The organism is Candidatus Pseudothioglobus sp. uisw_070, assembly GCF_059512545.2.
The window spans coordinates 185729-205739 of sequence record NZ_CM183456.2 but is presented as its reverse complement, the minus strand read 5'-3'; the positions used below and the strand labels follow the sequence as shown (position 1 = coordinate 205739).

At 36.5% G+C, this 20011-nt stretch carries 17 protein-coding genes; 5 read left to right on the top strand and 12 right to left on the bottom strand.

Annotated features, from left to right (window positions below; genetic code table 11):
* Position 1: 1 nt before the first annotated feature.
* The 8 genes from trpA to AC5YGD_RS00930 form a co-directional block, all read right to left on the bottom strand.
* The gene (gene trpA, locus AC5YGD_RS00965) at positions 2–802 is read right to left on the bottom strand and encodes a tryptophan synthase subunit alpha (RefSeq protein ID WP_496141691.1); all 801 of its coding nucleotides are present in this window, start codon (positions 800–802) and stop codon (positions 2–4) included.
* A 76-nt stretch (positions 803–878) separates the two neighbouring features.
* Positions 879–1928 carry a uroporphyrinogen decarboxylase gene (hemE, locus tag AC5YGD_RS00960; protein WP_496141690.1) on the bottom strand — a complete coding sequence of 350 codons (1050 nt, stop codon included), beginning with the start codon at positions 1926–1928 and terminating at the stop codon, positions 879–881.
* 110 nt (positions 1929–2038) lie between these two features.
* Positions 2039–2251 (bottom strand): 50S ribosomal protein L31, encoded by a 213-nt coding sequence (rpmE, locus tag AC5YGD_RS00955; protein WP_271537236.1) that lies wholly within the window; start codon positions 2249–2251, stop codon positions 2039–2041.
* Positions 2252–2291: 40 nt separating this feature from the next.
* Positions 2292–2519 (bottom strand): BolA family protein, encoded by a 228-nt coding sequence (locus AC5YGD_RS00950; RefSeq protein WP_416678278.1) that lies wholly within the window; start codon positions 2517–2519, stop codon positions 2292–2294.
* Between the two features lie 54 nt (positions 2520–2573).
* Positions 2574–3857: an inorganic phosphate transporter gene (locus AC5YGD_RS00945; RefSeq protein WP_496141689.1), complete on the bottom strand. Its 1284-nt coding sequence runs from the start codon at positions 3855–3857 to the stop codon at positions 2574–2576.
* Between the two features lie 12 nt (positions 3858–3869).
* Positions 3870–4550, bottom strand: coding sequence for a TIGR00153 family protein (locus AC5YGD_RS00940; RefSeq protein WP_271537243.1), 681 nt, complete (start codon positions 4548–4550; stop codon positions 3870–3872).
* 91 nt (positions 4551–4641) lie between these two features.
* Entirely contained in the window at positions 4642–5046 is a 405-nt protein-coding gene (locus AC5YGD_RS00935; protein WP_496142380.1) for an arsenate reductase/protein-tyrosine-phosphatase family protein, read from the bottom strand.
* A 6-nt stretch (positions 5047–5052) separates the two neighbouring features.
* Positions 5053–5721, bottom strand: a complete 669-nt coding sequence (locus AC5YGD_RS00930) for an MIP family channel protein (RefSeq protein ID WP_496141688.1) — start codon at positions 5719–5721, stop codon at positions 5053–5055.
* A gap of 71 nt (positions 5722–5792) precedes the next feature.
* Here AC5YGD_RS00930 and glmU point away from each other — a divergent pair, with 71 nt between their 5' ends.
* Genes glmU through AC5YGD_RS00915 form a run of 3 tightly spaced genes read left to right on the top strand, consistent with a single transcriptional unit; the run spans position 5793 to position 9253 of the window.
* Positions 5793–7172, top strand: coding sequence for a bifunctional UDP-N-acetylglucosamine diphosphorylase/glucosamine-1-phosphate N-acetyltransferase GlmU (gene glmU / locus AC5YGD_RS00925; protein ID WP_496141687.1), 1380 nt, complete (start codon positions 5793–5795; stop codon positions 7170–7172).
* A 30-nt stretch (positions 7173–7202) separates the two neighbouring features.
* Complete coding sequence (locus tag AC5YGD_RS00920) at positions 7203–8369, top strand: MFS transporter (RefSeq protein WP_496141686.1); 1167 nt, start codon at positions 7203–7205, stop codon at positions 8367–8369.
* 50 nt (positions 8370–8419) lie between these two features.
* Positions 8420–9253, top strand: a complete 834-nt coding sequence (locus AC5YGD_RS00915; RefSeq protein ID WP_502319133.1) for a TauD/TfdA dioxygenase family protein — start codon at positions 8420–8422, stop codon at positions 9251–9253.
* Between the two features lie 3 nt (positions 9254–9256).
* Here AC5YGD_RS00915 and metC read toward each other — a convergent pair whose 3' ends face one another.
* The 4 genes from metC to polA form a co-directional block, all read right to left on the bottom strand.
* Complete coding sequence (gene metC, locus AC5YGD_RS00910; protein ID WP_496141684.1) at positions 9257–10423, bottom strand: cystathionine beta-lyase; 1167 nt, start codon at positions 10421–10423, stop codon at positions 9257–9259.
* 81 nt (positions 10424–10504) lie between these two features.
* On the bottom strand, positions 10505–13681 hold the full coding sequence (locus AC5YGD_RS00905) for a UvrD-helicase domain-containing protein (protein ID WP_496141683.1): 3177 nt from the start codon (positions 13679–13681) through the stop codon (positions 10505–10507).
* A complete protein-coding gene (gene argS, locus AC5YGD_RS00900; RefSeq protein ID WP_496141682.1) occupies positions 13678–15426 on the bottom strand; it encodes an arginine--tRNA ligase in 1749 nt (582 codons plus the stop codon). The genes AC5YGD_RS00905 and argS overlap by 4 nt, the downstream gene beginning before the upstream one ends.
* A gap of 90 nt (positions 15427–15516) precedes the next feature.
* Entirely contained in the window at positions 15517–18249 is a 2733-nt protein-coding gene (gene polA, locus AC5YGD_RS00895; protein ID WP_496141681.1) for a DNA polymerase I, read from the bottom strand.
* 112 nt (positions 18250–18361) lie between these two features.
* Between polA and AC5YGD_RS00890 the strand changes: the two genes are divergently transcribed.
* Together AC5YGD_RS00890 and dapD are read left to right on the top strand one after the other, a co-directional pair.
* Entirely contained in the window at positions 18362–19081 is a 720-nt protein-coding gene (locus AC5YGD_RS00890) for an ATP-binding cassette domain-containing protein (RefSeq protein WP_496141680.1), read from the top strand.
* 55 nt (positions 19082–19136) lie between these two features.
* Positions 19137–19952 carry a 2,3,4,5-tetrahydropyridine-2,6-dicarboxylate N-succinyltransferase gene (gene dapD, locus AC5YGD_RS00885; RefSeq protein WP_496142378.1) on the top strand — a complete coding sequence of 272 codons (816 nt, stop codon included), beginning with the start codon at positions 19137–19139 and terminating at the stop codon, positions 19950–19952.
* Positions 19953–20011 lie beyond the last annotated feature (59 nt).

Sequence of the window (20011 nt, the reverse complement as noted above, 5' to 3'; positions counted from 1 at the left end):
ATTAATTAATAGCATTTGAGATTTCCTTTGCCAGATTCCCAACCTTAGTAATCATTGTATCTTTGTCACTGGACAATTCTTCAATAATTGAAACTAGCGCACTGCCAACAATTACTGCGTCAGCATTCTCGCCAACTTGTTTCGCAACTTCAGCATTACTTATTCCAAAGCCAACTCCCAGTGGTAATTTAAAATAATTTCTCATTCTTTCTAAGTGATGATTAACCGATGCAACATCGAGATTTCCTGCGCCTGTTACGCCCTTCAATGATACAAAGTATATGTAGCCAGTAGCCATTTCTGCAATATATTGTAAGCGTTCATCTGTCGTTGTTGGAGCGACTAAAAAGATAAGATCAATATCAAGCTTATCGAGCTCTTCCTTAAGATCATGGACCTCTTCTGGAGGCATATCAACAACCAAAATTCCATCTACTCCAGCTTCATGAGCTCTAAGCGCAAATTCTTTATAGCCAAAAACCTCAATTGGATTTGTATAACCCATTAAGACGATGCCAGTTGACTGGTTATGCTCTCTAAACCTCTCAACTATTGCAAAAACATCATGCAAGTTGACGCCGTCTGCAACCGCCCTCTCATGTGATTTTGCAATTACTGGCCCATCAGCCATTGGATCTGAAAAGGGCATTCCTAACTCAATAATATCTGCACCATTATCTGCCAAAGTAAAAACCAATGCCTCTGAGTTATCCAGGCCACTATCACCAGCAGTGATAAATGGAATAAAGGCAGTCTTGTTCTTAGCTTCGAGTTGTTTGAAAATATTTAAGATTCGTGACATGATTATTAATCCTATTTTTTAATTAAATTTTAACATAGACAAAGTTAAACTCAATTTAATGTCCATGTGATTTGGATTATTTAGTTTTGGTAGGGTATGAGTGAACTGCATCCACTAAAACTTTCATACTTTCTGGGTTAACATCAGGAGTAATCCCATGCCCAAGATTAAAAACATGCCCAGTTTTCCCTTTGAATTGGTCAAGAACTTTGAAAGCTTCAGCCTTGATTACATCAGGTGATGCATAAAGCACTGATGGATCAAGATTACCCTGTAATGCTACTTTTGAGCCCACTCTCCTTTCCGCCTCACCAAGCTCAATTGTCCAATCAATACCCACTGCATCGCATCCAGTTGCAGCAATTTGCTCGAGCCATGCAGCGCCGCCTTTAGTGAAAAGTGTCACTGGAATCGTTCTACCTTCATAGCTACGGTGAATCCCATCCACAATTTTTGACATGTATCTTAATGAAAAATTTTCATAACTACCCTTACTTAGAAGCCCACCCCAAGTGTCAAAAATCATTACTGAATCCGCACCAGCTTCAATTTGAGAATTTAGATAGTCTATTACAGTATCAGCCAGAACATCAAGTAGTTGGTGCATGTGCCTTGGGTTTTCATACATCAAGCCCTTTACCTTTGAAAAAGATTTACTAGTTCCGCCCTCAACCATATATGTTGCTAATGTCCATGGACTTCCCGTAAAGCCTATTAATGGAACTCTGCCTTTAAGGTTTTTCTTGATTACAGAAACTGCTTCACTAACGTAATTAAGCTCAGTTCCAACATCTGGCTTGGTTAAGTGTTCAATGCTGCTGAGCGTGTGAAGAGGATTAGTAAATTTTGGCCCCTCTCCCTCAACAAAATGAAGCCCCAACCCCATAGCGTCAGGAATAGTTAATATGTCAGAAAAAAGAATTGCCGCATCAAGATCAAAACGCTCAAGGGGCTGAAGGGTAACTTCACACGCCAGATCACTTGACTTACATAAAGTTAAAAAATCACCAGCTATTTTTCTTGTGGCACGGTACTCTGGCAAGTATCTGCCTGCTTGCCTCATCACCCAAATTGGAGTACGCGATACTTCTTTTTTTAGTAACGCATTAATGTAGTCAAATGCCATTATTTTTTCCCAGTAAAAGGTTGATTATAATCATTGTAGAGATTTATTTTGCTTTGCTTCTGACACAAAAAAAGCCACATTTGTGGCCTTTAGAGTGAATCAATTAATATTTAACGCTTGAATGCGCCGTAACGTGACTTAAATTTCTCAACACGTCCAGCAGTATCCATAATTTTTTGCTTACCTGTATAAAAAGGGTGACAACTTGAACAAACATCAAGATGAAGTTCGTCTTTACCCGAAGTTGAGCGTGTTTCAAATGAATTACCACAACTGCACACAACTTTAATAGTATCGTAAGAAGGATGAATGTCTGTTTGCATAACTTTATATCTTCAAATTTAAAAGAACGTGAATTATATACTATCTCTCTGCAGGGGTAAATGTTTTAACACTTAATGCATGAAGCTCACCGCTCTTTATCTCTTCTTTAACAACCGCTAAAACTGCTCTCTGCCTTTGCAATAAAGATAGCCCTTCAAAAATAGGTGAAACAATTACAGCAGAGCAATTACAACCATCACCCTCCATAGTGACTTCAGATTGCTCTATTCCTAGTTCAAGTTTTTTCTGGACCTCTTCTAAAGTCATAATTAATCTCTACTTATAGTTTTATTATTAAACATTTTACTAAACTTCATTAGATTATGACGAGCCAAAAATACCTTTTAACATAAAGAAAAATAAAATCGACATTATGGCGCCAGCTGGAAGTGTGATAATCCAAGAAAGAAAAATTCGGTTAATAACCCTCAAGTTAAGTGAAGCAAGGCCTCTTGCTATACCCACACCAAGTACAGCTCCCACCAATACCTGCGTAGTAGAGACTGGAAGGCCAGTATAGGAGGCAAAAACAACAGTTGTTGCTGCAGCAAGTTCAGCAGCAAAACCACGACTAGGCGTAAGCTCCGTAATGCTTTTTCCAATTGTCTTCATTACCCTGTAACCAAAAGTTGTCAGACCAAAGACAATGCCTCCTCCTCCTACTAGTAATATCCATGAAGGTAAGACACTCTTAGAGACGATCTGCCCTCCTGATTCAACAATACTATAGACTGCGGCTAAAGGGCCAATTGCGTTTGCAACATCATTTGATCCATGCGCAAATGCCATTGCACACGCAGTTATAATCATTAGTCCACCAAATAATTTCTCCATATTAGCATATGAAAAGTCACTGTCATCTTCGGGATTGATCTTAATACGCCTAATAATAATAGCTGCAAGAATAGCTGCCAATATTCCCACTGCAGTTGCAATCATCATACTGGTAGGTAGATCTTTGCCAAGGTGTTTTAAGGATTCAACATGTTTAAGTCCTTTAAGTAGTGTCACTAAAGAGATAATGAAACCAACAAAAAACACATAAAAAGGGAGGTATTTTTTAGCATTCTCAAGAGGCTTTTCAGTATCGATAATATTACTCTGCAAGCTCTTAAAAATTACAATCGCCAACGTTCCAGCAATAATTGGAGAGATGACCCAACTCGCTATAATTGCATAGACCTTGCCCCAAGCTACAGCATCAACACCAACACCTACAGCACCAAATCCCACAATCGCCCCTACAATAGAGTGCGTTGTCGAAACCGGCCAACCAAGAGAAGATGCAATCAATAGCCAGGTAGCTGCAGCTAAAAGTGAAGCAAGCATTCCGTACACCAGTAATTCTGGGTTAGATACAAATGATCCAGAATCAAGGATGCCCTTTCGAACCGTTGCCGTAACCTCACCACCTGCAAGAACTGCTCCAGCGAACTCAAATATAATTGCAATTACCACTGCTTGTTTAAATGTAATTGCACCAGAACCTACCGATGTTCCCATTGCATTTGCAACATCATTAGCACCAATACCCCAAGCCATAAACAAACCAAAACCAATAGCCAGCATGATAAGAATATCACTATTTTGTACAATAATTTCCATGAAGAGCTCCGGTTATTTAGTTAACATTACTTCAAAACGTGATCCTACCTTTTGGGCAGCATCAGCGGTCTCGCCTAACCACTCAATAGCTCGGTAATAAAACATGACATCTACAGGGGGTAATTCAGATTCGAGCAAAAATAATTTATTACGAATATCATTCTGAGCTACATCAGTATCATGCTCAAGGACATTAATTTTTTTGACCATCTCTGCAACAATTTTACGTTCACGAGAACTAAACGCTGTTTCTAACAACTCATCAAGTTCATTAATCGCTACAAGTGCAGAAGCTGAAGTCTTAATACAAAGATCAGCAAGCTTTATAAAGTCCTCTGCAAACTCTTTAGGAAAAACCATATGACGAGTCATCATCAAGCCCGCAAGGTCTTTAGTAATGTTGGCAATAGAGTCTTGGATTAAGAGAACATCAAGCAAATCTCTTCGTGAGAAAGGCATCATAAAGGTACTAGGCAAGTTCATTCTTAATTTTTTCTTAAGCTTATCAGCCTTTTGCTCTTTATTTCCAATAGAAACTCGAGCTTCTTGCGCCTTGTCCCAGTCCTCAGATTGAGCGGCTTTAGCAAAAACTCCAAACTCTTTGATACAGGAATGAACCTGCTTCATGTGTTTTTGTAAAGGGCTTATTGGCGACTTTCCAAATAAACTAGTAATATTTCCTGATTTAGTCATAACTATTTATCTCCATAAAAAGAATTATTTAGTACCACTTATCACTACCTCTAAAAAAACGAATTTTATATAAAAATTTAAAAAAAAGTAACTAATTTAAAAAATATTTTACCAGTGGAATTAGTTTCTCTTTGACCTGCTTATAACACGTCTCAAATTCTTCAAAACCCATACCATCTGGGTCATCAAAGCCTAAATGAACTATCTCTGTTTTTCCTGGAAATATAGGACAAGTTTGACTTGCATTATCACAAACTGTAATGACCAGGTCAAAATCAATATGCAAGAGTGTCTCCAATCTTTTAGAGTGGTACTCCTCCTTCCATATATTCTTAACTTCTAATATTTTTTTTGCATTCGGATTTACTAAGCCGCTGGCAGATACGCCACTCGAATAAGCTTCAATTCGCTCACCAAGCTCACTATTGATTAGCGCTTCCGCAATAATACTTCTACAGCTATTTCCAGTACACAAAACCAATACTTTTTTCATAATCACTAATTAAGAGTCAGATTGAAAAAGCTTTAAAAATACTTGCGCAGCAATTACAGCACCAATGATAGTCGCTACTATATATATCCATAAGTGCGCATAATTACCGCTCATCACTGCTGGCCCAATACTTCGAGCTGGATTCATACTGCCGCCCGTTATAGGTCCTGCAAACATTGCCTCAAGACCAACCGTTAAGCCAATAGCAAGTCCCGCAAAATCTTTTGTGGCTTTGCCATGAACCGCAGAAGAGCAAATAACAATCATTAATATAAAAGTCAAAATCAATTCAAATCCAAAGGCTTGAGTTACTGAGCCATTGGGAAGAGTCGCGCCAAGATAGCTCACCTCGGACATGGTGACAAAGTTCTCATTAAGTAAAAAATATAGGCTTGCACTGGCAGCTATCGCACCAAAAAGCTGGGCACCAATATATGGAATAACCTTCTTACTGTCAAATTCCCCTATTGACCAAAAAGCTATCGTCACAGCAGGATTAAAATGAGCTCCCGATAAATGGGCAAAGCTATAAATTAGTGCCACTACTACAAAGCCAAATGTGAGCGCTATACCAACATGACCAAGAGATCCAGTAATATCATTAATCATCACAGCGCCAGTTCCAGCGAAGACCAGGATGTAAGCTCCAATTAACTCAGCAAGTAATTTTTTACGCATTTTCACTTAGCTTAATTTCTAAAGTGTAACATTATACAAACTATTTTTTTCTATCTAACACTATACTTTTAATGCTAAACCAATCAACTAATAATGACGTTAATATAATCATTTTAGCTGCCGGCCAAGGCACAAGAATGAACTCAAGTATATCTAAAGTGCTTCATGAAGTAGGTAATAAGACTTTAATTCAGCATGTCATTGATGCGGCGATGCCTTTGGCAAGTTCGATTAACGTAATCATTGGCCATAGCTCAGAATCAGTAAAAAAATCAGTATCAAACAACCTGATTACATGGGTATTACAAAAAGATCAACTTGGAACTGGGCATGCGGTAATGCAGGCAATCCCAAATATTCAAGAAAACTCAATGTGTCTTATTCTATATGGTGATGTCCCTCTAATTCGAACCCAAACATTATTAAAGTTGCTTGAAAAAGCAAATAAAACTGGTTTTTCTCTTTTAACAGTAATTCAGAATGACCCTACAGGTTATGGCCGAATCATAAGAGACTCTTCAAAATCGATTCAATCCATTGTTGAGCAAAATGATGCCAATGATGAAGAACTTGAAATTGATGAAATTAATACGGGCATTATGGCTATTACTGGAGCCTTGTTAATAAAGTACTTAAGCCAGCTTGAGCCAAATAATTCGCAGGGCGAACTATATCTTACTGATATTGTTGAAAAAGCAGCCAAAGATAATGTTACTATTGCTTCATTTATTTGTGAAAATTCAGCAGAAGTAATGGGTATAAATGATAAAAATAACTTAGCCGAGGCTGAAAGGGCTCACCAGTTAAAAAGTGCTGAAGAGCTAATGATCAATGGCCTCACTATTAAAGACCCTAGTCGTTTTGATTGTCGGGGTAATTTAACTTTTGGAAATGACTGTATTATCGATGTAAATGTTGTTTTTGAAGGTGAAGTTAGGTTAGGAAAAAATGTTCTAATTTCGCCAAACTGCATTATAAAAAACTCTAAAATCGGTGATAATGCGCTCATCATGCCAAATTCAATGATTGAAGGCTCTGTTATTGGAAGTCACACTAGTATTGGGCCTTTTGCCCGCATTCGTCCTGAAACTCAAATAGGTAGTCATGCAAAGATTGGCAATTTTGTTGAAGTAAAAAAATCAACAATTGATGACAACTCAAAGGTATCCCATTTAAGTTACATCGGGGATAGTAAAATTGGAAAGGGCGTCAATATTGGTGCTGGCGTAATAACGTGCAATTATGATGGTGTAAATAAAAGTCAAATAACAATTGGAGATGGAGCATTTATAGGCTCAAATAGTCAATTAATTGCCCCAGTATCGATCGGAAAAAATGCAACCATTGGAGCGGGCTCAACTATCACTCAAGATGCACCCGATGATAAGCTTACCTTGAGTCGCAATAAACAATCAACGATGAGCAAATGGAAGCGGCCTCAGAAGAAATAAATTTTTTCTACCTCACAGGATAACTGCTCAATGTTAAATCTTCCTAAAAATGTCTGGATATTAACTGCCTGTTTAGCCCTCTTTATGTCTCTTAGTGTTTTTATGCTATTTGTCGCGGGCATTATTGGAAGCGTTCTTGCACCCTTAAAAAGTTTATCTACCTTGCCAGTTGCAACTATTGTAGTAGGCACTGCTGTAAGTATTATTCCAGCCATACGGCTGATGTCAATTTTTGGTCGCAAGAAAGTTTTTTTGAGCTCTTGCATTTACACAATATTTCTAATCGGCCTGTGTATATTCTCAATCATCAATAAATCATTTTATTTATTTTGTTTTGCATCTTTCTGTTTAGGTGGAACAGTTGCCGTTATGCAGCAATTTAGGTTTGCAGCAATTGAAAGCGTGGAGCCTGAACAAAGACCAAAAGCAACTGCAGTTGTTCTTCTAGGTGGGCTAATTTCTGCTTTTCTTGGCACGGAAATTGCAACTTTGGGCAAAAATTATTTTGATACCGACTTTGTTGGCTCATTCGCCATCCTTTCCCTTTTATTTATTGTTGCGTTTATATTGATGTGCTTCTTTAAACCAGCTGAAAAGTTTAAGCAGCAAATTGATAATTCTAAAAGGTCATTGCTTAAAATTATTAAGCAAGGCTCTTTTATAGTTGCAGTTTGCGCGGCGACAACAGGCTATGTTGTTATGAGCTTTGTAATGACAGCCACGCCGGTCAGTATGCATATAATGGATGGCTATTCACTTCACCACACAAAATCAGTTCTTCAAGCTCACGTTATCGCAATGTTTCTTCCGTCACTATTTACAGCTTATATTGTTAAATATCTAGGGCTTACTCGGATGATGCTCCTTGGCGTTATATTTTTCTTTGCTTCTGTCTTCATTGCATACAGTAGCCATGCTCTTAGCAGTTACTGGTGGTCTTTAGTTTTTCTTGGTCTTGGATGGAACTTCCTATTTATAGGAGGAACAAACCTACTCCCAAGATCCTATAGTGAAAATGAAAAGTTTAAAGTTCAATCAATCAATGATTTTTTAGTTTTTGGCCTTCAGGCTTTTGCAGCACTTTCAGCAGGCTGGTTTGTTTTTAATTTTAGCTGGGAAGTGGTTCTTTTATCAGTCATTCCATTACTATTTTTTCAATTATTTATTCTGTTATGGTGGTTAAAAAATAATAATTAATATTTATTGATTGTTTTGTAATAAAATTCTTTAAAAGTCTATCGGATCGAATGATGTTGAAAGTCACCCCGCTAACTCCTTCAATTGGAGCATTAATCTCAAAAGTTTCACTTAATAAGGATTTAAATAGTGGGACCATTGAGCAAATATACAGCGCACTCATAAAGCATCAAGTTATTTTTTTTAGAGACCAGAACATTTCCCCAGAATCCCATCTGAAATTAGCAGAGAGTCTTGGCGAAATTGATCCAGGTCACCCTGTTTACCCGCATATTGAGGGGCATCAAAGTATTGTATTACTGAAAAATGATGAAAATAATAGGCCAGATACAAATGATTGGCATAAAGATCTTACTTTTAAACCAAACCCTCCTTTTGCAAGTATATTACATGGCGTTAAGGTTCCTAAAGTTGGTGGTGACACGCTATGGGCGAGTATGAGTGCAGCATATGATCAGCTTCCAAATGGATGGAAAGCTCACCTAGAAGAACTTGAAGCAATTCATGATATGGGTACATTTAGAAATGACTTTTACAAAGAAGGTGGTATCGATTCAGTTAATAATGCTCTAAAGAAAGTTGGCTCAGCGGTTCATAAAGTTATTGAGACTCACCCCATTTCAGGCCTCAAATATTTAAATGTAAATCAATCCTTTACTCGCAATATTGTCAATGAAAGTCAAGGTCCAAGTGATCATATACTGCAATTCTTATTTCAGCATATTTCAAAACCTGAATTCCAAGTTAGATTTCACTGGGAAGATAATTCCATTGCTATTTGGGATAATCGAATTACTCAACATTATGCAGTTTTTGACTACTTACCAGAGTTCAGACATATGCAGCGAGTTACAGTTATAAATGATAAGAGGGATAAGTCTTAAATACTATTCAAGTATGCTAAAGCCTTGCTCAAGATCGTCAATTAACTCACTTGAGTCCTCAAGCCCTATACTTAATCGTACTAAATGTTTTCCATCATGCACCCATTCTCCATCTCTCTTATAAGGCCTAGCAGTTAAGAGGCTTTTATAGCCACCCCAACTAAAACCAAGGGCAAATGCTTCAAGTGAATTAGCAAATAATGCAATTTTTTCTGCTGAATATGACTTTTTGAATGTGAAAGCAAACAATCCTGATGCGCCGCTAAAATCTCTCTTCCATAAGTCATGCTGAGGGTGTGACTCAAGACCTGGATGAATTACAGTTTCAACAATATCATTACTCTCAAGCCATCTTGCAACTTCAAAGGCTGTTTTTTGGTGCGCCTCTAGACGTACCTTTAGTGATCTTAGCCCCCTTAAAGCTTGGTAACAATCCTGAGGGTTGGCGTAGTTTTCAACAGTTTCAAAATATTTAGAAAACTCATCCGCATATTTTTGATTTACTGTTACGCAGCCCAATAAGATATCAGAGTGGCCACAAATATACTTGGTAACAGATTGAATCGTGATGTCAATACCGAGATCCAAAGGCTTTAAAAAAAGAGGTGTAGCCCATGAATTATCTAAAATTGATAGTACATTTGCTTTTTTTGCCTCTTTAACAATTGCAGAAATATCTTGTATTTCAAATGTATTAGAGCCAGGAGACTCCAAAAAAATTAATTTTGTTTTATCGTTGATATAGTGCCTGATTTCAGCACCTATATTGGACTCTATATGCGTTATCTTTACATTATATTTTTCAAGAATATTATGGCAAAAGCTTGCAGTAGGACTATAAACATTGTCACACAATAAAACCTCATCCCCACTTTTAGTAAAGGCCATTAGTGTATTTGTAATAGCGCTGATACCAGAGGGAAATGCATAAGAAATATGACCATTTTCAAGCTTACACATCGCTTCTTCAAAGGCTTTTTGAGTAGATAGCCCATGAGTTCCATAGTCAACACCAGGATAATTATGATCCATTGCTAACTGCATATCTTCAAAATGATTAAACAGAACTGTTGAGCCACTCTGCACATCAGGATTAATGGTTCTTATTTTTCTATCACCATATTTCTGAGTGTAATCAATCCATCCAACGATATCATTTTTCTTAGTCATATATTTATAGGTTTAACAAATTGGAAATCATCATAAGTACAATTAAGGAATTTGTCCAGCAATTTTTCAATACAAAAACAATTAAATTATTATTAACTGACTTGCAGCTGGGCAGTAAAGAGCAACCTTTGAAGGGAGTTTAAAAAAATCATCAAGAACCTCTTGATATATTTTGATTTGTTTTTGGTGTGACTGTTTTTGCCGCCCAATAAATGAGCTCATAGATTCACCATCGTTAAGCGATGCCGTCTTGAAATCTATAATCCATAAAGTGTCATCTTCAATAAACAATCGATCAATTATTACTGTTTTACTTGAATTACTATATTCGGCTTCTACTTCAGTAGAGTCTCGATATTTAAATAGCCATTCAAAATCTTTATCACACTTTGTATTGAGAAGTAAAAGAGAGGCAGCTTTAGTATATGACTGAATTAGTTTTGTCGGCAATCCAAACTCCTTAAATCTTGCCTCAATGCTTTCAAATGATGGCTCAAATAAATAATGCTCTAGAAAGTAATGCACTATTGAGCCCAATGCACTTTGATAAATTAGATCAATATTACTGGGCATATTTTTGGATTGCTTAATGTCATTAATGACTCTACTAGAAAGAGTTGAGAGCATCTTATTACGCTGAAGTTTGGGTAAAGAAGTCTCTACTGGAATTGTTACATCTTGAACTGGAATGTCATCGATAGATTGTTGAAAATAATTACTTAAAAATGACAGCAATGAGCCACTGACAGCTCTTCCAGTTTTTGAAACGCTACCTAATAAATGAATCTTATCTTTTGCTCGGCTCATCCCAACATACAGCACTCTCATTAATTCAAAGTGTGCCTGTTGTTTTTGTAAGTACTGCAAATAAAGGTAAGTTTTACTCTCAGAGTCTTCATAAGAAGATTTTAAAGGTGCCAGCAAAATATTATTATTTGAAAACTCTTGAATTTGTATTAAGGGTAGTGAGTCATTTTTTCCTTTTTTACCAAGGCCAGGAATAATTACAGTATCGAACTCTAAGCCTTTAGCCTGATGAATTGTCATTAACTTAACAGAGGCAGACTGGGAGGGTGCATATAAATCTTTAACCATCAATTCAATTGTCTTGATATCTAAACTTTGACTTAGTTCGCAATGATTCAGTAATGAAAGAAATTGAGACCTAATACTTTTTTCTTGCTCATTAAGTTCAATCTCATTACATAGCTGACTTAAGGCATAAGAAAAACGCTCTACAAAAGAGAACTTACCTTCACTATAAATAGCCTCTTCAGTCGCTAGGAATAAATGCCTAGAGCGTAAAATACCATCATCACTCAAATCTTTAACGATATCATCATCTATTAACTGACTAAAAATTGTCTTATCTATTGAATCACTAAAAACTAATAAATCTTCTAACTTTAAGCCGCACCATGGAGCTCTGAGAATAGAAAGCCAAGCTAAACGATCCGCCAAACTAAGCAATGCTCTAGCTAAACTTAGCAAGTCTCTGGTAAAAAGATTAGACCTTAATGGCTCAGTTTTTAAGGCTTCAAAATTAACCCTGCTTTCCTGAAGCAATAATGTAATGGCATTTAAATGAGATCTAGATCTTACAAGGACTGCAATCTCTTGACGTGGATTATTTAAAATAGATTTTTTAATAATACTAACCACCATCTGCGCTTCTTCAGAATCTTGATCTACACTAAACGGGTAAAAAGTGAGCGCATCATTTTGCTCAATATTTGAAGCAGAGCTTGATTCGGAATAATGAATAGCGCCCAACAATAAATTATCTTGGTTTGGAAATATTTGAGAAAAAATCTTATTATTTTGCTCAACAATACTTTTATTTGACCTAAAGTTAGCCCTTAATACTAGAGGCTTAATTTTAAGACTACCTATACCACCTTTCATGACTTCAAGGAAAATTCCAACTTGAGATTCACGAAATTTATAAATTGATTGCATTGGATCGCCCACAAAAAAGATTGACTTTCCATCTCCCTCTTGCCAGCTATCAACAAGCTTTTCAATTAAGCTTAATTGTGAATATGAAGTGTCTTGAAACTCATCAACTAGTAGATGCTTAATTTGATAGTCTAACAATAGCGCAATATCACTTACCTCTTCACGACTATCAAGCACATTAATAGCTTGCATACCAACTTCTGAAAAATCTTGCAAACCTTTTTCTTTAAAAATTACCTTCAACTCTGCAACACTTAACTTTAAGACTAGTGCAATATCATTGATACTTTTACTCGTTGATTCTGGAAAATACGCACTTGGTAAGTTAGATAAACTATTAAGTATTTTTTTGAATTCAACTTCAGAATCAAAACTCTCTAATATTTCTTTAAATATCAGTTTTTCTTCCTTAAGTTCAGCTGGAAATCCAATATTAGCATCAATTTTCTTTCTCCAGTTCCCAGTACTTTTCGTTAAAAGTAACTCAGAAATAGTTTGCCAATCTCTCAAATCTTCGATAGTTGAGCCTGGTAACTTTTTAATCTTAGAAACATCATGCCTGGTACTAACTTCTAATAAATTAAAAAAAGATTTATCAAGTAAACCAGATGCTGCACCTCTCAAGGTTCCAAGATATTCAACAATTAATTCTTGCGCTAGAATTTCTAATAAATTAATATCAAGAGCACCCTCAATATATAGTTTTGGTAGCCACTGCTCTCGCTTTGAGAGCATCTGAACTATGAGCCGATAGAACCTATCAACATGGTTATCAAGGTACAACAAAACAGATGAGATGCTAGCTTGATACTCACTCTCCTCAATTAGTAGAAGGGTATTTTCTGCTGCCTCTTGATAAATTTGCTCATACTCATAAGTATTAATCATTGTTTGAGGTGGGATTAATTGATCAATAGATGGGTACCTTGAGACAATTAAACTTGACAGCGAATCAATAGTAATTATTTTTATTCGAGAGGGGTGATTCAGTAAATTCCAATCTTTCAGACTTGATTGCTCTAACACTTTATTGGCAAGATCAAAGGTTTTGAGCTTGTGTGGCTCTTCAGGTGGGTGCAATCTTGCTCGATTAAGCGAGCTAATTATTCTATGCTTTAACTCATCCACCGCTCTGTTGGTAAATGTCATAACTAAAATATTTTCTGGCACATCTGCAGAGCTAAGTAATTTTAAATAACGTTGAGTTATAAGTTCAGTTTTTCCTGAGCCAGCAGGAGCTTGAACAATGAAAGAATCACCTATATTTAGTGCTTGATCTCTTTGCCTCTGATCATTCACATTGACTCTGGCGAACTAACCCCTAGAATAGTTAGCCCATTAAAGAGAACTTGTTTCGTTGCGTGAATCACTGTCAACCTAGCCTGGGTAAGATCTTGATCATCCAGTATAAAAGGACAGGCATTGTAGTAACTATGAAATTGAGAAGCCAATTCACGTAAATAGTAAGCAAGTTGGTGAGGTTCATACTGCACCGCAGCAGACTCTATGACACCTTTATAACGACTTAGCTCTCTTAAAATTGATTTTTCACTTTCTTCTGATAATAATCCTAAATCAGCATCTTGATAATTAAACACTATGCCCTTTTCTTGCGCTTGCTTAAAAACAGAGTTAATTCGAGCATAGGCATATTGAATATAGAAAACTGGGTTCTCGTTTGTCTTTGATTTGGCAAGGTCTAAATCAAAATCCATATGCTGCTCTGACTTTCTAAGGATATAAAAGAAACGTGCGGCATCATTTCCTACCTCACTTCTTAAATCCTCTAGGGTCACAAAAGACCCGCTTCTAGTTGACATTTGTACTTTTTTTCCGCCTCTATAAAGGTTTGCAAATTGAACCAAAAGGATTTCTAATTTTTTAGGGTTATGATTAAATGCAGCTACAGAAGCCTTAACTCTAGCAATATAACCATGATGGTCAGCTCCCCAAACATTAATTACTTTATCATAGCCTCGCTCAAATTTTTCAAGGTGGTAGGCAATATCTGAAGCAAAATAAGTATGATTTCCATTATCACGGACTACTACACGATCTTTTTCATCTCCATAATCCGTTGTTTTAAACCATAGGGCGCCGTCCTTTTTATAAACATGCTTACTGTCATGAAGTTTTTTAATGCTAGCCTCAGAAAGGCCGTTATCAATCAAAGATTGCTCTGAAAACCACTTTTCAAAGACCACTCCAAAATCAGCTAGATCTTTTTTGATGCCACTTAGAATACTTTCAATACCTACTTTAAAAATAGATTTAAAGCCTTCACCCAATAACTCTTTTGACCTTGAAATTAACTCATCAATATGAGACTCTTTGTTTCCTCCTTCAAGCTCATCTTTGCAGATACCTTCAAAAACTAATGCGGATTCTTTGTGAAAAGCGTCACTATAAGTCTGCATAATATTACTGGCGATATCATTAATGTACTTTCCTTGATAGCCATTATCAGGAAACCTTATTGTTTCTCCGCAGAGCGCTAAATATCGCAAGAAAATGCTTACAGATAAGATGTCCATCTGCCTACCTGCATCATTTACATAGTACTCATTATCAACTTTATAACCAACAGATCTTAGAAGGTTAGAAACAGTTGCCCCATAAGCGGCCCCTCTTCCGTGTCCAACATGAAGAGGTCCTGTTGGATTCGCTGAAACGTACTCCAAAAGAATACTTTGGCCTGCTCCTATATTAGATGTTCCATACCCATCACCACTTTCAATAATTTCATTTATTACGGCAGTACTCGACTTGTCTGACAGAAAGAAGTTAATGAACCCTGGGCCGGCTATTTCTGTTTTTTCAATAAAATCAGCGCCATCTAATTGGTCGATAATAGCTTGCGCCAGCTTCAGTGGGCTGGTTTTAGCCTGCTTTGCCAGCATTAAGGCTATATTTGTTGCATAATCACCATGACTTTTATCTTTGGTGTGATCTAGCCGAACTTTTGATGGCATCTCACTAAGTAATCCTTGATCAATTAAATCATGGATGCATTTAGTAAGTAGGTTTTGCAGTTGCTCTTTCATATAATTAACTCATTATTACTTTTTTGGTTATTAGAGCCTATTTTAATTTAACACATCAATAAGTTGATACTCAAATTCTATACTTAAGGTTTAGTGAGCCTCTTGCCAGTTTGTTCCAATTCCCACATCAACCTCTAATGGAATACTTAACTTCAAAGTATCTGACATCATAGACCTGACAATTTCACCATACTCTTTAGCTTTATCAGCTCGAAGTTCAAATACAAGCTCATCATGAACTTGCATGATCATTTTTACTCCATTATTTTCTCTATCAATCCAGGACTGGATATCGAGCATAGCTTTTTTTATAATATCTGCAGAGGAGCCTTGCATAGGAGCATTAATTGCAGTTCTTAGTGCGTGTTGCTGCAGCATTTTATTTTTCGAATTAATTTGAGGCAAATATAGCCTCCTACCTAAAATTGTTTCTACAAATCCCTGCTCTTTAGCCCTTTCTTTAGTTTCGTCCATAAACCTTAAGACACCAGGATAATTCTCAAAATAACCATCAATATATTGCTTAGCTTCAGTTCTAGAGACATCTATTTGTTTAGCCAAACCAAACGCACTCATACCATAAATTAAGCCAAAGTTTATCGCCTTAGCCTTTCGGCGCTGATCTTTAGTAACATTTGAAAGCTCAGTATCAAAAACTTGAGAGGCTGTTGCACTATGAACATCAACATTATTATTAAAAGCCTCAATTAAGCTCTTATCCTGTGAAATATGCGCCATTATTCTAAGCTCAATTTGAGAATAATCAGCAGCAAGGATTGCATTATCTTTATTTGCAATGAATGCTGATCTAATCTGAGCGCCCCTCTCTGTTCTAATTGGAATATTTTGAAAATTAGGTTTTGAAGAAGAAAGCCTACCAGTTGCAGTTACTGCTTGATGATATGAAGTATGAAGCCTTCCAGTCTTTCTGTTAATTTGTTTTGGTAAGGCCTCTAAATAAGTAGAATTTAGTTTTGTTAAAGTACGATAAGCCATTATTAAATCAACTAACGGGTGATCAAGTAATTTTAGAGCTTCTTCATTTGTTGAAGGCTGGCCCTTTGCTGTTTTCTTTTTTGGCTCTAGGCCAAAACCCTCTTCACTAAATAAAATTTGCTGAATTTGTTTTGGAGACTCAAGATTAAATTCATCGCCAGCAACCTCATATGCTTCAGTCTGAATTTTCATCATTTCAGCTTTAACCTCAATCTGTTGGTTAAAGAGTGAAGTTTCATCAACAAACGCACCATTTCTTTCTAATTTCAACATAATTTTTATTAATGGAATCTCTATGCTTTTATAAAGCAGCATCACTTTAGGATAATCTTGAAGCCTTGATTCCAAGACATTATTTAGCTCATTTGTTACAATGACATCTTCACACGCATAAGGCATTGCTTCACTAATATCAACCTGGTTAAAGGTTAGTTGTTTTTTTCCGCTGCCAGCAACATCTGCATAATGAATTGTTTTGTGCCCCAAATAATGTAACGCTAAATCATCCATATTATGGCGGCTTGCAACTGAATTCAAACAATAAGATTTCAACATAGTGTCGTCAATAATGCCATTTAGACTAATATCAATATTAGCAAGAATATGGGCATCATATTTTAAGTTTTGACCAACTTTGCCAATAGCTTTATTCTCGAGCAAGGGCTTTAAAGATGCCATTACCTTATGTCTAGCCAACTGAACTGGCGCATCTAAGTAGTCATGTGCAACTGGTAAATAATAACTATCTTTCTCAATAAGAAAAACAAGGCCAACAATCTCAGCCTCCATATAGTTAAGACTATTCGTCTCTAAATCAAATACAAAAGATTCACTATTGGACAGCTTAGTAAGCAATCCAGAAAAGTCTTCATCTGTAAGTATTAGATTTTGAGAATATTCTTTAAGAGCAATACTAGAAACAGGGCTGGGAGTTTCATCAGTAACCTGCGCATCATTTTGAGCAATTTTAGGTACAGGCTTTTCACCTAATTGCTTAAGCCACATTGAAAAACCATACTCTCTAAAAAGATCTAGTAACTCCTCTTTGTTTTCTCCGGGCTCATCCAATAAGATATTTAAAGGAAGCTTGACATCAAACTTTAGCTGAACTAATTTATAAGAAAGATCCAATATCTCAAAAGATTCCCTTAGTTTTTCACCAACCTTACCGCCAATCTTTTCTGCATTAGCCTTAACGCCTTCAATGTTTTCATAAAGCTCAAGCCACTTTGACGCAGTTTTTGGTCCAACACTAGGCACTCCAGGTATGTTGTCAGCGGAGTCCCCCGTTAATGCCAGTAAATCTAATATTTGGTTTGGATTAACTCCCATTTTCTCTTTAATTTCTTCCTCACCATAGAGCTTACCTTTCATGTCAAGTTGCTTAATATTGCCTCCGACTAATTGGAAAAGGTCTTTGTCCCCACTAGCAATAATTGTTTCAATGCCTTCTTCACGAGCAAGCTTAGATAACGTCGCAATGACATCATCTGCTTCGACACCCGGCTCGCATAAAAAATGAAAGCCCATTGCCCTAACTATTTTATAAAGGGGTTCAATCTGAACAACTAAATCATCCTCTGCTGGGCTTCTATTGGCTTTGTAGTCAGGAAACATTTCGTGACGAAAATTTGAACCTTTTGCATCAAAAATCATAATAATCTTTGCGTCCTGATACTTCCTTTGTAGATGTTTTATGGCATTTACAACACCAAACATAGCTCCAGTAGGAAAGCCACTTTCATTTGTCAAGTTTTGAGATAGCGTTGAGAAATAGGAGCGAAATAAAAACGCCGAGCCATCTACTAAAATGAGTTGCTGATTCATTCTCAAATTTTACCTCTAAACCAAGTTTTTTTATTGGAAACTACTTGATGAATTTAAACTTTCAAACTTTATATTTTGAGCTCATGCATGAAATGTTAGATAAAATATACTAATGTCAGATGCTCTCATAACTCTAAACAATATTAGCCTTAGTCATAATGGCAAAAATATCCTTGATGATGTCAGCTTTAAACTTCATCCTGGTGAGTTTATTACATTAATAGGTCCTAATGGCGCTGGAAAAAGCTCATTAATTAAGATTCTTTTAGGTGTTATTAAACAAGATTCTGGAGAAATAATACATAGCGATAATTTAAAATTTGGTTATACGCCTCAATCATTTACAGCAAATCCATACATACCTATATCTGTTATTGATTTTTTGACATTAAATCAAAAATTTGATCGTGAGTTCACGCGTCAAACTTGTGAACTTACTGGTATTGAAGATTTACTTAAAATGCCGCTCAAAAATCTTTCAGGTGGTGAATTGCAAAAAGCCTTACTAACTAGAGCGCTTCTAAATAAGCCTAATGTGTTGATTTTAGATGAACCAGCACAAAACCTTGATGTTGATGGACAAATGCAGCTTTATAAATTAATTCAGGATATTCATCAAAAGCAAAACTGTGCTGTACTTATGGTGTCACATGATCTTCATAGAGTAATGAAAGAATCAACTCAAGTTCTGTGCCTTTATCATCATATCTGCTGTGAGGGACTCCCCGAATCCATATTGAAAGATGCTCAATTTAATGACTTGTTTGCTGATCAAATCCATGACTTGATGGCAACTTATGAGCATCATCATAACCACCAGCACGATCATTAGAGAAGTCCAAATGGACTCTAAATGATATAATTAACTTTTTTTTATTATGACAATTATGAAAGATATTATTGAAGCCGCATTTGAAGATCGAGCGCATATCACCCCTGACTCTGCAAGCAATGAAATTAAACAAGCTGTTGATGAGGCAATTCACCTCCTAGACTCAGGAAAAGCTAGAGTTGCAGAGCAAAAAAGTATCGGCAACTGGGAGGTTAATGAATGGCTAAAGAAAGCTGTTTTGCTTTCATTTAGGCTTGCAGATAATGTCCCTATGCAATCTGGCTATACGCAGTACTATGACAAAGTGCCATCCAAGTATGCGAATACCACAGCTGAAGAGTTTCAAGCGTCGGGTGTTAGAGTAGTTCCTCCAGCCACTGCAAGGAGAGGATCATATATAGCCTCAAATACGGTTTTAATGCCATCTTATGTAAATATTGGTGCATATGTTGATTCTGGAACAATGGTCGATACATGGGCAACTGTAGGTTCTTGTGCACAAATTGGCAAAAATGTTCACCTTTCAGGCGGCGTAGGTATTGGTGGGGTGCTTGAACCTTTACAAGCGAGTCCAACAATCATAGAGGATAACTGCTTTATTGGAGCAAGATCAGAAGTAGTTGAAGGTGTTATCGTTGAAGAAGGTGCTGTTATATCAATGGGCGTTTATATTGGCCAATCAACTAAAATCTTTAATAGAATGACGGGTGAAGTATCATATGGACGAATACCTGCAGGATCAGTTGTAGTTTCTGGCAACCTTCCATCAGCAGATGGAAGCTATTCACTTTATTGCGCCGTTATAGTTAAACAGGTTGACGCTAAAACAAGGTCTAAGGTTGGAATTAATGAGCTTCTTCGAGGGATTTAACTCAATCTTTTCCAAATAATAAAAAACCCGCTTAGTGGCGGGTTTTCTATTGAGTTAAT